This window comes from Streptomyces scopuliridis (genome assembly GCF_042790125.1).
Classification (GTDB): domain Bacteria; phylum Actinomycetota; class Actinomycetes; order Streptomycetales; family Streptomycetaceae; genus Streptomyces; species Streptomyces scopuliridis_A.
Genome location: NZ_JBHTZS010000037.1, coordinates 42,687 through 56,608 on the forward strand (window position 1 = coordinate 42,687; position 13,922 = coordinate 56,608).

The 13,922-nt window shown below is 68.3% G+C and carries 5 protein-coding genes and 2 pseudogenes; 4 read left to right on the plus strand and 3 right to left on the minus strand.

The window, feature by feature from the left end:
* Positions 1-97 precede the first annotated feature (97 nt).
* The 3 genes from fumC to ACFRKB_RS34135 all read right to left on the minus strand — a co-directional run bounded on the left by fumC (position 98) and on the right by ACFRKB_RS34135 (position 4,142).
* Positions 98-1,558, minus strand: a complete 1,461-nt coding sequence (fumC, locus tag ACFRKB_RS34125) for a class II fumarate hydratase (RefSeq protein WP_383110495.1) — start codon at positions 1,556-1,558, stop codon at positions 98-100.
* Position 1,559: 1 nt separating this feature from the next.
* Positions 1,560-3,203: an NAD-dependent malic enzyme gene (locus ACFRKB_RS34130; RefSeq protein WP_383110496.1), complete on the minus strand. Its 1,644-nt coding sequence runs from the start codon at positions 3,201-3,203 to the stop codon at positions 1,560-1,562.
* A gap of 78 nt (positions 3,204-3,281) precedes the next feature.
* On the minus strand, positions 3,282-4,142 hold the full coding sequence (locus ACFRKB_RS34135; RefSeq protein WP_383110497.1) for an SDR family oxidoreductase: 861 nt from the start codon (positions 4,140-4,142) through the stop codon (positions 3,282-3,284).
* Between the two features lie 833 nt (positions 4,143-4,975).
* On the opposite strand from ACFRKB_RS34135, the pseudogene ACFRKB_RS34140 reads away from it, so the two are divergent.
* The 4 genes and pseudogenes from ACFRKB_RS34140 to ACFRKB_RS34155 form a co-directional block, all read left to right on the plus strand.
* Positions 4,976-5,295 (plus strand): annotated as a pseudogene (locus tag ACFRKB_RS34140) (transposase); the annotation flags it as partial.
* A gap of 99 nt (positions 5,296-5,394) precedes the next feature.
* Positions 5,395-5,493, plus strand: a pseudogene (locus tag ACFRKB_RS34145) (integrase core domain-containing protein); the annotation flags it as partial.
* 864 nt (positions 5,494-6,357) lie between these two features.
* Complete coding sequence (locus ACFRKB_RS34150; RefSeq protein WP_383110515.1) at positions 6,358-7,821, plus strand: acyltransferase domain-containing protein; 1,464 nt, start codon at positions 6,358-6,360, stop codon at positions 7,819-7,821.
* A complete protein-coding gene (locus ACFRKB_RS34155) occupies positions 7,818-13,919 on the plus strand; it encodes an SDR family oxidoreductase (protein WP_383110498.1) in 6,102 nt (2,033 codons plus the stop codon). The genes ACFRKB_RS34150 and ACFRKB_RS34155 overlap by 4 nt, the downstream gene beginning before the upstream one ends.
* The last annotated feature ends 3 nt before the right edge of the window (positions 13,920-13,922 follow it).

Genomic DNA, 13,922 nt, shown 5'->3' on the forward strand with positions numbered 1-13,922 from the left:
CGGCCGCTGTTCTTCTCCGGGACCCCGAGACCCGCACGGCGCCACGTTGCACGAGCTTCTCGGGCTCTCCGTATCGCCTGCGGTTGTGCCACGACGATCAGGCCCCAGCGGTACCCCGTCCGACCATGGAGAGGGGGTCGATGATGGAATCAAACGTCTTCTCGTCGACGATTCCGCTTGCGAGAGCCGCTTCTTTCAGGCTCTGGTCGTTCCTCAGCGCCGACTCGGCGATGTGCGCGGCATTCTGATAGCCGATGGCCGGACTCAACGCCGTGACCAGCATGAGACTCTCGTCCACATATTTCGCAATTTTCACGCGATTGAGTTCCGTGCCGTCGACAGAGAATCTCCGGAATTTTTCCATGCCGTCGGCAAGGATGAGAGCGGAGTGCAGGAAATTGTTGATGATCACAGGGCGCATCGCGTTCAACTCAAAGTTGCCCTGACTGCCGGCGAAGGTCACTGCGGAGTCGTCGCCGAGCACTTGAATGGCAATCATCACGATGGCTTCGCACTGGGTCGGGTTGACCTTGCCGGGCATGATCGAAGAACCGGGTTCGTTCTGGGGCAGCAGCAGTTCCGCGAAGCCGCTTCGTGGGCCCGACGCCAGCCAACGCATGTCGTTGGCGATCTTCATCAAGGCGACAGCCAGACCTCGCAGCGCGGCGTGCGCCCGCACCATGGGATCCAATGAACCCTGCGCCATAAACTTGTTCTCGGCGGTCACGAACGGCTTGCCCGTCAACTCGGCGATCTGTGCGGCGACGTCACGACTGAAATTTCTCGGGGCATTCAGGCCCGTCCCAACAGCGGTCCCCCCGAGGGCCAGTGCGAGCAGACCCGCACGGCCGTGCTCGATCTCCTCGATGCATGCGTGCAGTTGTGCCGCGTAACCCGACCACTCCTGCCCGACGGTGAGTGGCACGGCATCCTCGAGATGTGTGCGGCCGATCTTGACGATCTCGTTCCACTCCTTGGCCTTGCCCTCGATGGAACGGGCGAGCTTCCGGGCTTCCGGAAGGAGATGGTCGTCGATCTCCCGCACCGAGGCGATGTGCATCGCGGTGGGGAAGCTGTCATTGCTGGACTGCCCCATGTTGACGTCGTCGTTCGGGCCCACCGGTTTCTGGGTGCCGAGCGCACCGCCCAGCAACTGCGACGCCCGGTTGGCGATCACCTCGTTGACGTTCATATTGCTCTGGGTGCCGGATCCCGTCTGCCACACGAAGAGCGGAAAGTGGTCGTCCAGCTTCCCCGCGATGGTTTCCTCCGCCGCGCGTACGATCGCCCGCCGCTTCCACTCGGGCAGCCGGCCGGCGGCGGCGTTGACGAGGGCCGCAGCCTTCTTCACGTACCCGTAAGCGTGATAGACCGCCTTCGGCATCCGGTCGCCACCGATGGAGAAGTGAATCAGGGACCGCTGTGTCTGCGCGCCCCAATAGCGGTCGGCCGGCACCTCGACCGGGCCCATGCTGTCGAATTCCTCACGCCTGCCGCTGCGGTGAATCCCGATCGGAACGTCTTTCATCTCCGGGGCCGGCTCGCTGTCAGTGACCATTTCAGTCCTCCCCCGTGGGATAGACCGGCTGCCACATAGCGTCGTGGACTGCCTGAATGAGATTGCCGTGGGACTTCGTTGCGACCTCGTCCTCTGCGGCGGCGCGGGCAACCGCAACCGCGACGGTTGCTGACGATGCCCTCAGGTTGGCGACGGGAGGCAGCAGAGACGCGCCCGGCTTCGAGATGTCGACCTGACTGGCGACAGCCTCCGCCGCGGCAAGAAGCATGCTGTCAGTCACGTGGCGGGCGCCGGAGACGATCACGCCGAGGCCCAGCCCCGGATACAGAAGCGCGTTGTTGGCTTCTCCGATCTCGTACGAGATCCCGTTGTAATCCACTGGCGCGGCCGGAATACCCGTGGCGATCAACGCTCGGCCGTCAGACCAGGCCACAGCGTCAGCCGGCATGATCTCAATGCGGCTCGTCGGGTTGGACAGAGGAAGCAGGACAGGGCGTTCGACACCCTCTGCCAGTGCGCGTACCACCTCTTGGGAGAACGCGTTGTGGGCGGTCGAAGTGCCGATGAGGATGGTGGGCTTCACGTGCTTGATCGTGGTGAGAAGATCGGCACCGTCGTCAGCCCACCTGCCGACGTCGGACTTCGGCCGCGCGTAGACTCGCTGATAGTCGGGCAGGTCCCGCATGTCGTCCGTCACCAGGCCGTGGATGTCCACGAGCCAGATGTTGTTCTTCGCCTGTTCCGGCGTCGCACCGTCACGCAGCATGGCCGCGTGGATCTGATCGGCCATGCCGGTGCCGGCGGTGCCCGCTCCGAAGACCACGAGCCGCTGATCGGCCCAGCGCCCTCCGGTAACCTTCAGCGCCGAGAATACCGACGCCATCACGATCGCGCCCGTCCCCTGCATGTCGTCGTTGAAGATCCGATACTTATCGGCGTTCTCCACAAGGATCCGGCGGGCGTTGGACGGTCCGAAGTCTTCGAAATGCAGAAGCGAATGTGGAAACATTTCGGAAGCGATGTGAAGGTAGCGGGAAATGAACTCGTCGTACCTCTTGCCAGTCACCCGCGCGTGCCGATTGCCCAGGTACAAAGGGCTGTTGAGCAGCAGCTCGTTATCCGTCCCGACGTCGAGGTTTACGGCGATCACCCGGTTCGGATCGATGCCGGCCGCTGCCGTGTAGACGGCGAGTTTGCCGATGGAGATGTCAGTCCCATTGACGCCCCAGTCCCCGATGCCCAGGATCTCCTGAGCATCGGAGGCAACGATCAGATCGACGTCGTCCGCACCAAGTCCGAGTGACTCGAAGGAGGCCCTTACATCACCCGGACGGTCGATCGACAAGTACAGGGCTCGGGAGTCGCGATAGTCGACGGACCATTGTTCGATCGCATCACCCACGGTCGGGTCGTACACGACGGGTAGGAGTTCATCGAGATGGTCTGTCAGCAGCTTGAAATAAAGCACCTGGTTGCGGTCGTGAATCTCGTTCAGGTAGATGTACCTGTGCAGGTCGGAAGGTTGGCCTTCGAGCTGCGCGTAGGCGCGGTCGGCCTGCTCGTCCAAGGTCTCGACGGCGGCCGGCAATCGTCCGGTGATTCCGAGTTCAGCCCGCTCGTCCAGAGTGTAAGCGGTGCCACGGTTTCGATTGCGATCCTGCAGCACGGTCGGTTTGACAGGCATGGATACCCCTTCAGCGGGTTGCGGGCGATCATGTGAGAGAACCCTTGCCGAGGCGTGGCACTGCGTCGCGACGCATGGTCAACCCGTAACCAGCGTCTCCGGATCCATCGAGTACGCGTTCTTAATGGCCTGGTGGCGAGTGCCGAGACCATCGGTGACCTTTCGCTCCCATGGAATCCGCTGGAGCTCCTTGGTCTCGTCAATCATCGACTTGGGCTCCAGATTGCGGAAGCTCTCGGTCTCGCCGGCGGCCACGGCTGTCAGTGTGGCGAAGACAGGCTCGGGGTCGAACTGCGCCCGGGGGAAGGCTAGTTTGGAGTAGTCGAAGAGCCGCTGCGACGGAGCGTCCTCCCAGCTCTCCCATGTCTGGAACATGCGGTCGTTGAACCCCGTCAGGAAGGGCCCAGGATTGACCGTTGCGACTTCGACGTTGTACTCCTGCAGTTCATAAGCCATGGTCTCGGCGATCGCCTCAATTGCATGTTTGGAGGCGGAGTAGATACCGGTGAACGGGTTGACGTTCAGGCCCTCCCTTGAGGAGACCCACACGATGCGCCCCGCGCCGCGTCTGACCATCTGCTTGGCGATCCCCTGAGTGAGGAGAAGAGGACCCGTGACATTGACCTCGAACTGGTGTCGAATGTTCGGTCCGGGGATGTCGACGGTTGAACCGCCTTCGCCAACGCCCGCGTTGTTCACGAGGATCTCCACGTCCCAGTCGAGAGCCTTGCGCCGATCTCCATCGTTGGTGACGTCGAGCTTCTCCACCTGCAGCTCGACCTTCCGTTCAGCTGCCTGCCATTTCAGTGTCTGGACCTGCGCATAGATTTCGACTGCGGCGATCACGTTGAATCCCTTTTGGGCCAAGCGCATGGCAGCTTCAAATCCGAAGCCAGAGCCGGCTCCGGTGATGAGAACGTTCTTGAGGGAGGTTGCCATGGTTAATTACTTCCCTTCGCGTAGCACGCCCGCGCGACGGTCGGCATCCTGGTAGCAGTACCTGTAGGCTGTGAATTCCGTCTTCGATCAGAAGATGGGGGTTTGCCACAGCTTCCAGTGTTTCTCGCCCCCGGCCAGCCCGCAACCGGGTCTGCCGACACGAGATTCTGAACGCCGCGAACTTCAGGCACAGCCCCAACGGCGACGTGGTTCCTGGGTAATGGGGCACATCGTGTGCCTCTGCGCCTGGTGCGTTGACCTTGGTCTGTGCCCTTCTCGAACAGAGCCGCTGATGCCTTGATCCGGGTCGCCGGTCGCGCCAGCAAGGTCGCCACCTCCGCATTGACCGGGTCGCGGTCCAGCGAACTGATGGAGCCGGCGGTCGGCTGCCGCCGCACGGACGACGCCGACGGCACCGGTCTGGCCCGGCACCGGTTGGTCGACAAGGTCGTCAAGGGGCGCCTATGGGGCGGCCGGGTCGACGAGTGGGTCGTTGGCCGGCCCGATCCCCAAGGGCGGGCCCCGCGACGTCAAGACGCTCTCCCGTGAGGCTGGCGTCTCCCGCGCCGCCGTCTACCGGACCTGGGGGCGCCCCAAGGACGAGTTCGAGGCACGGCAAACCGCGACCAAGGCCGCCGGGCACCAACCCGGCGGCCTCGCGAGGCCCGCACCGCGCGACTGCGCGACCTCAACCACCGCCTCACCGGCAACTCGGCCGCAGCCACACCGAGTTCACCCTCCTCAAGGTGAAGCGTCGGCTGCTGCTGTGGTCAGTGAGATACCTGAAGCGCTCCGGGTCTGATGGAGGCTCGATTCCCCGAGAGGATCGAGTCATGGCATGTCCGTCCCCCTACCCTCCCGAGCTTCGCGAGCGTGCGGTGCGCATGGTTGAGGAGATCCGCCCGAACTACCCGACCGAGTGGGCCGCGATGAAGGCGGTCGCGGCAAAGCTGGGCATCGGTGCAGCGGAGACGGTGCGGACCTGGGTACGCATAGCGCAGGTGGACACCGGCCAGCGGCCCGGCACCACCTCGGAGGAAACCGCGGAGCTCAAGCGTCTGCGGGCCGAGAAGGCCGAACTGTGTCGCGCGAACGAGATCTTGAAGGCGGCGTCGGCTTTCTTCGCGGCCGAGCTCGACCGGCCGTCGAGGCGCGTCGATGTCCTCTCCCGCACGATCCTGGGCTGGTCCGCCCGCCACCAGCAAACGGGCCAAGCTCGTCCTGGACGCCCTCGACATGGCCCTGTGGCGCCGAACTCGCCACTGCGGAATGGGTTGACTGGTTCAACAACCAGCGCCTCCACACAGCGATCGGAAACATCCCGCCCCACGAGCACGAGACCAACAACTACGGAATCGCCCGCCTCACCAGCGCCCACCGCGCCGCCGGCACGCCCGGCCAGGCCAGGCTCCATGCCGAGATCGCCCGGTTCTGCGCCGTCTGGGGCCTTCTCTCTCCCCCCACCGGCGTCGTCCCCGCCCAACGGTTGCGGCCCGGCCCCGACGACGGGGCCGAGAACATCACCGACGCCGAAGCGGCCTCCTACGCGGGAATCGCACGCAAACCTTGACCGCGGCCTCGCCCCGACCAGTCCCCAAGGGCCTCGATTTCGAATCGGACTTGAAAGGGGCACCGAATGGGCGACAAACAAATACCAAACAAACTTGGAGTCCCCGTCGGCGAACTGACGGGGATTCTTGATGTCTGAGGCCAGGAGTCTGATCTCGGCCAAGTCAGCTCGTCAAAATTACATCGGAATTTCAGAGACATGACGGTTGAGGAGCCGAATCCCATTCGGATCAAAACGGGACGCTGCGGGCATTGACATCTCAAATGGGCAGTCCTTGTTAACACAGGCCCCCACCTGGCACAAGAGCGCAATCACCATCCGCCGTCACACGATTGGCAAATTTAAACATAATCACTCTAGGCCGAAACTGGATCGTTGACCCCCCAGGAGACACGCCGCTACCTTCAATGGCGACCCCGTTCAGCAGGAATAATCCTGCCCCGAGTCACACATTCACAGGAATGACAATCAACGAGGGGCGGCCAGGGGCGCATTTTTCCGCGCCCGCCGCCCGGGCTTAACAATGCAAGGGGACGTATTTCGTCGCGCCGTCGTGTGCGTTTCAGGACCCCGGCTGGCCATGCGAATCCGCCAGCAGTCGGGACAGAGATAAGGGTGATGCACGTGGTGAATTCTGTCTTTGTCATGCCCGGTACGGTGGCTGCGCCACGCGGAGGAATCCTGTGCGATTTCTATAACCGCTACGAGACCGTGCGTGAAACACTGTCCCGCATCGACAAAGCGGCCCGGGAAATGGGGCTGCCCAACATCAGCGCACGGCTGATCGAGCCGAACGAGACGAGTGACCAGCGCGGCCCGGAGGTGCAGTATCTGGAGATCTTCGCGGTCAGCATCGCGACGCACCACATGCTCATCGCCGAAGGCGCCCGGCCTGTCGCGATCGTCGGGCAGAGCATCGGAGAGCTGTGGGCCCTGGCCGCCGCGGGACACCTGTCCGTGGAGGACGCCGCGCGCCTGGCCGTGGCCCGGTCCCAGGTACTGACCCGGCAGAGCTGGGACGGAAAGATGCTCGCGGTCGGTGTGGACGGCCGCAGGGCGGAGTCGCTCGCCGGGCTGATCAGCCATCCCCACCTGGTACTGGCCTGTGAGAACGCCCCTCGGCAGAGCGTCATCAGTGGCCCCGAAGCGCTGATCGAGCACGTGGAACGGGTGGCCGACGCGCTCGGCTGGCCGAGTTTTCCCCTGGGCGTCCCACATCCGACCCACTCCCCGGCGATGGCGCAGGCCGCGCGTGACCTGCGGGCGACCGCGCCCCGCGTTCCGTACGGTGCCGGGCGCTGGCGAGTGTGCTCCCCCTGGCTGGGGCGGGATATCGGCGACGACGACCCGGTCGACCTGGTCGCCGGCGCGCTCACCGCCCGTGTCCGGATGCTGCACACGATCCGCGACCTGCACGCGGCGGGCGCCGACACGTTCGTGGAGTGCGGGGAGTGGCCCGTCGTCACCAAGTTCGTCGAGGCGTCGGTCCCGGGCGTGCGGTGTGTCGTCCCGCTGAGCGAGAGTGATCCGGTCGAAGCCGTCCGTGCGCTGATCACCGAGTCCGCCGAAGGTGGACCGTTCCGCTCGCGCGTACCGGTACGGTCGGGCAATGGACACGGTCCCGCCGCGCAGGTGAGTGTGTCCGTGCCGGCCGAGCCGGTTCCGGTGCACTCCGCCGCGGTTCCGCTGCCCCGGACCGATGTGCCCGTAGCGGCGGCCCCCGTGTCCTATGTGGCTTCCGTCGCCTCTCCGGCCCCCGCGGCCGCCGCGGCACCGGTCGCGGTCGCACCCGTCGCCGAAGCTCCGGTGACCGCCGCCCCCGTCACCACACCCACGTCCGCCGGACTGGACTACGAAACGGTGCTGGCCGAACTGCAGACGCTGTACGGCGACTTCCTCGGCTATCCGCCGGATCTCCTCGGTGAGGACGACGGTCTGGAGTCCGAGCTGGGTGTGGAGTCGCTCAAGCAGGTCGTCCTGCTCGGGCGGGTGTCCGACCGGTTCGACCTGCCCGGTCTGCGGTCGAATTCCTCCCTGCTGACCGTCGGCACACTTCGCCGGATCGCGGAGACCGTCGTAGAGGCGCGGGCGGAGGCTGCCGGGCGATGACCTCCACAGACGGCCTGCGGGGCCGGGTCGCGCTGGTGACCGGAGCCGCGAAGAGCCTCGGCGCGGACATCGTCCGCCGCCTGGCACAGGGCGGCGCCCACGTGATCGTCAACTACTTCCACTCGGTCGAGCAGGCGGAGCTGCTGCGGGCCGAGCTGGAGCAGGCTGGTCATAGCTGTGAGTTCATCCGCGCCTCGGTGGCCAAGACCAGTGAGATCGACCGGATGTTCGACCTGGTCCAGGAGCGCCATGGTGGCCTGGACATCCTGATCAACAACGCCGCGGGTGGGGCGTTCCTGCCCCTGTTCGACATCGATGACACGTACTGGCAGCGGGCCTGGTCCACCAATGTGATGGGCGCCTACCACTGTTCGCGCCGGGCGGCCGAGCTGATGAAGGGCAGAGAGGGCGCGAGCATCCTCTGTCTCTCCAGCGTCGGGGCGCACCAGCCGGTTCCGGGTTACGGCCCCGGCGGGGTCACCAAGGCGGCCCTGGAGTCGCTGGTCCGCTATCTGGCACTCGAGCTGGTCGGCCAGGGCGTCAGGGTCAACACGGTGCTGCTGGGCTCCGTCGACAGCGAGATCGTCGTCAATCTCGACGACCCGGCGGCGGTGCACGCCGACCCGTCCGGGGCCAGCGAGCTGATGCGCCGTACCCTCTCGACGCCGGACGCGGCCAAGTTGATCTGCCATCTCCTGCACGAGGACACCGGCTTCATCACCGGGCAGACCATCGTCGCCGACGGCGGCATCAGCATCGGCGGGATGCAGGGCATGCGGCTGCACAGCAGGCTCGCGGACCAGGTGAGTGTGCCCGCCCGGCGCCGACCGGTCCCGTCGGCCGCGGTGACAACGATGCCGCCGTCCGAGGCGCACCGGCCCGCTCCCGAGCGGCCGGCGGCCGCCGTTCCGGTACGTACACCGGAACCGTCCCCCGTTCCGGAGCCCGCCCGTCCGACCCCACCGCCCCCACCCCCAGCGGCATCCGCGCCGGCAGCATCCGCGCCGACGCCTTCACCAGCGCCAACGGCGCTCCCCGCGCCGGACGAGGTGCCGGAGACGGACCCCGGCGCCGTCGCGGTGGTCGGCATCGGCCTGGCCCTGCCCGGCGCGAACAACACGTCCGAGTTCTGGGACCGGCTGCGGGAGGGCGTCCTGCTCTCCAGCGAACCGTCCGCCTTCGACCTGAAGCACTTCTGGGCGCCCACCCGTGAGGAGACCGACGCCTTCTACGTCCGCGAGGCCGGGTACCTCCACGACTTCGTCCCCGACCCCGCCTCGATCGCCGAACCGGACGGGAACGCCGGCCACCCCGGCTGGCCACGGACCACCCGCTGGCTGCGGCACTGCGCCGTCCAGGCCCTGGCGGGGGTGGGCCAACGGCCGACAGACCGGTGGCTCGCCGCGACCACCGGCATCCACGACCAGACCGGGCTCGGCCCCCAGGGCGTCGTCCTTGGCGACGAGTACCGGCGCATGGTGCGCGAAGCCGCCCCCGCAGGTGAGGACGGCGACTGGCTGGCCGAGCTGGCCGACCACGCGCTCAGCGCGCACTACGGCGGCGACGGCGGGGATCCGAAGGCGTATCTGCCCGCGTCCGTCTCCCGTAACGCGCTGCGCGGGCTGATCCCCGCCGGATCCCAGCACCTGACCCTCGACGCGGCCTGCGCCAGTGGACTGTTCGCCCTGGACGCGGCGGTCAAGGCGCTGCGCGAGGGCTCCTGCGACGTGGCGCTGGCCGGTGGGACCTCGGTGATCGAGCCGATCGGGTTCACGCTCTTCTGCCGCGCCCAGGGCATCTCGATGAGCGGCAAGGTACGCCCCTTCGACCAGGCGGCCGACGGGACGCTGATCGGCGAGGGCGCCATCATGCTCACCCTCAAGACATACGCGCGGGCCGTGGCCGACGGCGACCGCGTACTCGGTGTCATCCGGGGCACCGGCCTCGCCGCCGACGGCCGGGGCAAGGGCATTCACGCTCCGGCCACACGCGGGCAGGAGCTGGCGATCGCCCGGGCCTGGGCCGACGCGGGCATCGAGGCCGACGACGTGGACTGGGTCGTGGCACACGGCACCGGCACACCGGTGGGCGACGAGATCGAACTGCGCTCGCTGCTCTCCCGGCTGGGGCCGCGGGAGCGGGCGTGCCTGCTGACGTCGAACAAGCAGGTCTTCGGGCACACCGGTGTGCTGGCGGGCCTGGTCTCGGTCGCGCACGCGCTGGTCGCCCTGGAACGCGGAGCGGTCCCCGGTCAGCCCGTGGTCACCGATCCGCATCCGCTGTTGGGCGACGGCGCGCACCTGACCGTTCCGGTCAAGGACGCGCCCTGGCCGGTGGACGACGCGCGACCGCGTGTGGTCGGGGTGTCGTCGTTCGGCCTCGGAGGAGCGGACGCGCACGTGGTCCTGTCCGACCGTGTGCCCCGGGCAGCCCCCGCGCGGAGGCGCGGCGGTGACGCGGCCACGGACACGGAGGACCTGGTCGTCGTGGGCTGGAACACCCACCTGCCCGGTCTGGACGCCGCCCGGGTACCCGCCTGGCTGGGTGGCGACGGACCGCTCCCGGAGTCCGGCTTCGGTACGCCGTATCCCCTGCCGTCCCCACGTGACGTGCGCATCCCGCCACTGACGATGCGCCACATGGACGCCGCCCACCTCATGATGCTGGAGGCCCTCGGCCCGCTGCTGGACCAGCTCGGCGAACCGGGCATCAGCCTGCGGCCCAGTACCGCGGTGATGGTGGGGTCGACGCTGCCGACCACGCACAACACCCAGGCCGCGCTGCGGGTGCATGCCCGCGAGGCCGCCACCACGTTCGACATCCTGCCCGACCCGGTGCAGGCGCGGACTCTGAGGGAGTACCTCGCGAAAGGGATTGCCGAGGCCACGGGAGTGATCCCCGGCGACCTGAACGAGGACGACTTCACCGGCGCGGTCTCCTGCATCCTGTCGGGCCGGGCCGCCAACTACTACGACTTCCAGGCCATGGGAGCAAGCCTCTACTCCCAGCGGGACTCCACGCACACCGCTGTCGACCTGGCCCTGCGCCAGCTCCGGCACCGGGCCTGCGACCTCGCCCTCGTCGGAGCCGTATGCCTGCGGCCGATCAGCGGCTGGGACCGTTACCTCGACGGTCTGGTACCAGAGGGCCGGTCCATCGCCGAGGGTGCCGCCGTACTGGCGGTCACCCGGCGCTCCACCGCGCTGGAGCACGACCTGCCCGTCCTGGGCACGCTCTCCACCGCGGTCGAGAGCGCCGATCCCGAGCCGGGGGCCACGCCCGCGCACGCCCTTCCCGTGCTGGCCGGCGCCGGGCACACCTATCTGTCACTGGACGCGCTGCTGGCGGTCCTCAAGGGCGTTGTCACCGGCACGGACGCCGTGGTGACGCCCGCCGCAACCGGATCACCGCTGATCCGGTTCACGCCGCCCTCCGACGAACCGCCCCACCGCTCCCCGGAAGCCGCCGTACGTACCGGGCCGGAGGAGGCCGTACGTACGGAAACGAGTCACCCCGCACGGACCGAACCCGTAACCGAACCGGTAACCGCCGCGCCCGAACAGACCGAGGAGTTCACCGGCCGACGCCAGACCCTCCGGCTCGTCCCGACGCCCCCGCCGCCAGGAGGCCCGGCCACGCCGCCGATCCCGCCGGGCACCGTCGTCCTCACCGACGCCCCGGATCTCGCGGCGGCGGTCACCGGCCCGGACATCGCCGTCTGGTCACCCCGACCGGGCGTCGCGGCCGCCGACCACGTACCGGCCGAGGAGGCACCCGGCGCCCTGGCCGGCCTGCCGTTCGTCCCCCGCCACATCCGGGTCCTCTCCCGGCTGCCCGTCCACGACGACGTGGGCGACGAGGCCGAGGCCACCCGGCTGGAGGATCTCCAGGACCTCACCTTCACCACACTCCAGGCGGCGCTGCCCGCGCTGCGCACCGGCGGTTCGCTCGGCGCGGTCCTGCTCGGGGCGGTGCCGTTCGACCTGCCACCCCCGCTGAGCGGCCTGTTCACCGGCCTCATCCGCTCCGTCCGGGCCGAGGTCCCGCAGTGCGGCGGGGTGATCCTGCTCAGTGACGCGCCGGACACCGCCACCGCCCTGGACCAACTGGCGCGGGCGGGCACGGCCCAGGTACCGACGCACACGCTCGTCCACCGCGCGGACGGCTGGTTCACCCTGGCCGTCGCCGACGACCACGCGGCACCGCCCCCGGCGGAAGAGCCCTCGCTGCCGCCCGGCGCGGTCGTGGTCGCCTTCGGCGGCGCCCGGGGAATCACGCCCGAGCTCCTCCACGCCCTCGCCCGCACCAGCGAACGGCCGCATGTGTACGTCATCGGCCGCACCCCGCTGCCGGATACCGGCGACGCGCTGCCCCCGCAGGCCGAGTTCATCGCCGCCGAACGCCGCAGGCGCCCCGACGCGTCGGTCCGTGAGCTGCGCGCCGCCTACGAGAAGGCCGAGGCGCGCCTGGAAGTGCACCGCACGGTGGAACGGCTGGCGGAGCTGTGCGGCGAGGACCGCGTCCACCACCGGGTGTGCGACATCCTCGACGCCGAGCGCACCACCGCCGTCGTCGCCGAGGTCCTCGCCCGGCACGGACAGATCGACCTGCTCATCAACACCGTCCTCGACCTGCGTTCGCGTGCGCTGCACGCCAAGACCCTGACCGATTTCCGGGCGGTCCGGACCACCAAGGCGACCGGCTACCGCAACCTCAAACGGGCTCTGGCCGGACATCCGCCCCGTATCTGGTGCAACTTCAGCACCCTGGCCACACTCGCCCCCGCGCCCGGTGACATCGACTACTGCGCCGTCAACGAGTACCTCGCGTACGCCAGCGCCCAGGCCCAGCGGCACGCACCGGACGGCCACCGGGAGGTCGCGGTCCTGTGGAGCGGCTGGCGGGAGGTCGGCGTCGCCAGCAGCGTCAGCATGCGCGAGACCCTCAAACGCAACCAGATGGACGCGTACATCAGCACCGCCCAGGGACAGGCGCAGTTCCTCTCCGCCATGACCCGGCCACCCGCCGGCGGGGTGTCGTTCTTCATCCGGGAGGAAGAACGCCGCCTGCTGGCCCTGCGCGGTATCAGCACCTACGGTCGTGCCGCCGATCCTCGTATCCCCGCACCGGACGCGCCACCGCCCGCCACGCCGGATCCGGCACTGACGACGCCACTGCTCGACGGGGTCCAGTACCGCGGCAAGGACTGGGCCGTCTTCAACAAGACCTGGGATCCGCTCACGCTGGCCGAACAGGACGGCCGGTGGATGCGCCACCACCGGGTCAACGGCGAGTACACCCTGCCCGGCACCTTCACCCTCGAAGCCGCGGCCGGCGCGGCTTCGGCCCTCTGCCCCGGCCTCATGGTCACCGGGTTCCGCGGCCTCACCTGCCGGACGTCGATCACGGTCAGGCTCGGCGGGCCGCTGCGCACCGTCGCGGTGGAGGCCCGGGTCACCAGCCGCGAGCGCGACCGCGCCGAGGTGTCCGTCAGGATGACGGCGCACCGGCTCGGCAAGAACGGCAAGGTGCTGCGCTTCAACGACCTGCTGTGCGAAACGAGGGTCCTGCTGGCGGACCGCTACCCCGCGCTCGCCGGCCCCCCCGACTGCTCCTCCTACGAACCCGAACCCGATTTCGCGATGCCGGTCTACTCCCCCGACCCGCCGATCTCGCTCACCGGCCCGTTCGCCGGCACCAGCGATTACGCCCGCGGGCCGGACGGGAACAGCGCCCGTTTCGCTCTGGACCATGCCGCCTGGGCTCCGGCGCTGGCCGGGATGAGCGTGCCGACGATCCTGCTGGACGCGATGGTGCACCTGTTGTTGCTGCCGCCGCGCGGTGACAGCCCGCCCCTGGTCGGCCCGATGGCCGGCCTCGACGAGGTCGATCTCAGCGGACCGGGCAACGACTGCCGGCTCAGCGCGGAGAATCCGGCCATCCGGCTGCACTGCGACTACGCCACCGGGGATCTCACCGCCGCGACCGGTCACGGCCGGGTGCTGGCCCGGATCGCCGGGGTCACCGCACACCCCCTGGACCACAGCGGAGAAGTGATCCGGCCCCGCGCCCGCGTTCCCCAGTCGCCCCTTTCGTGACAG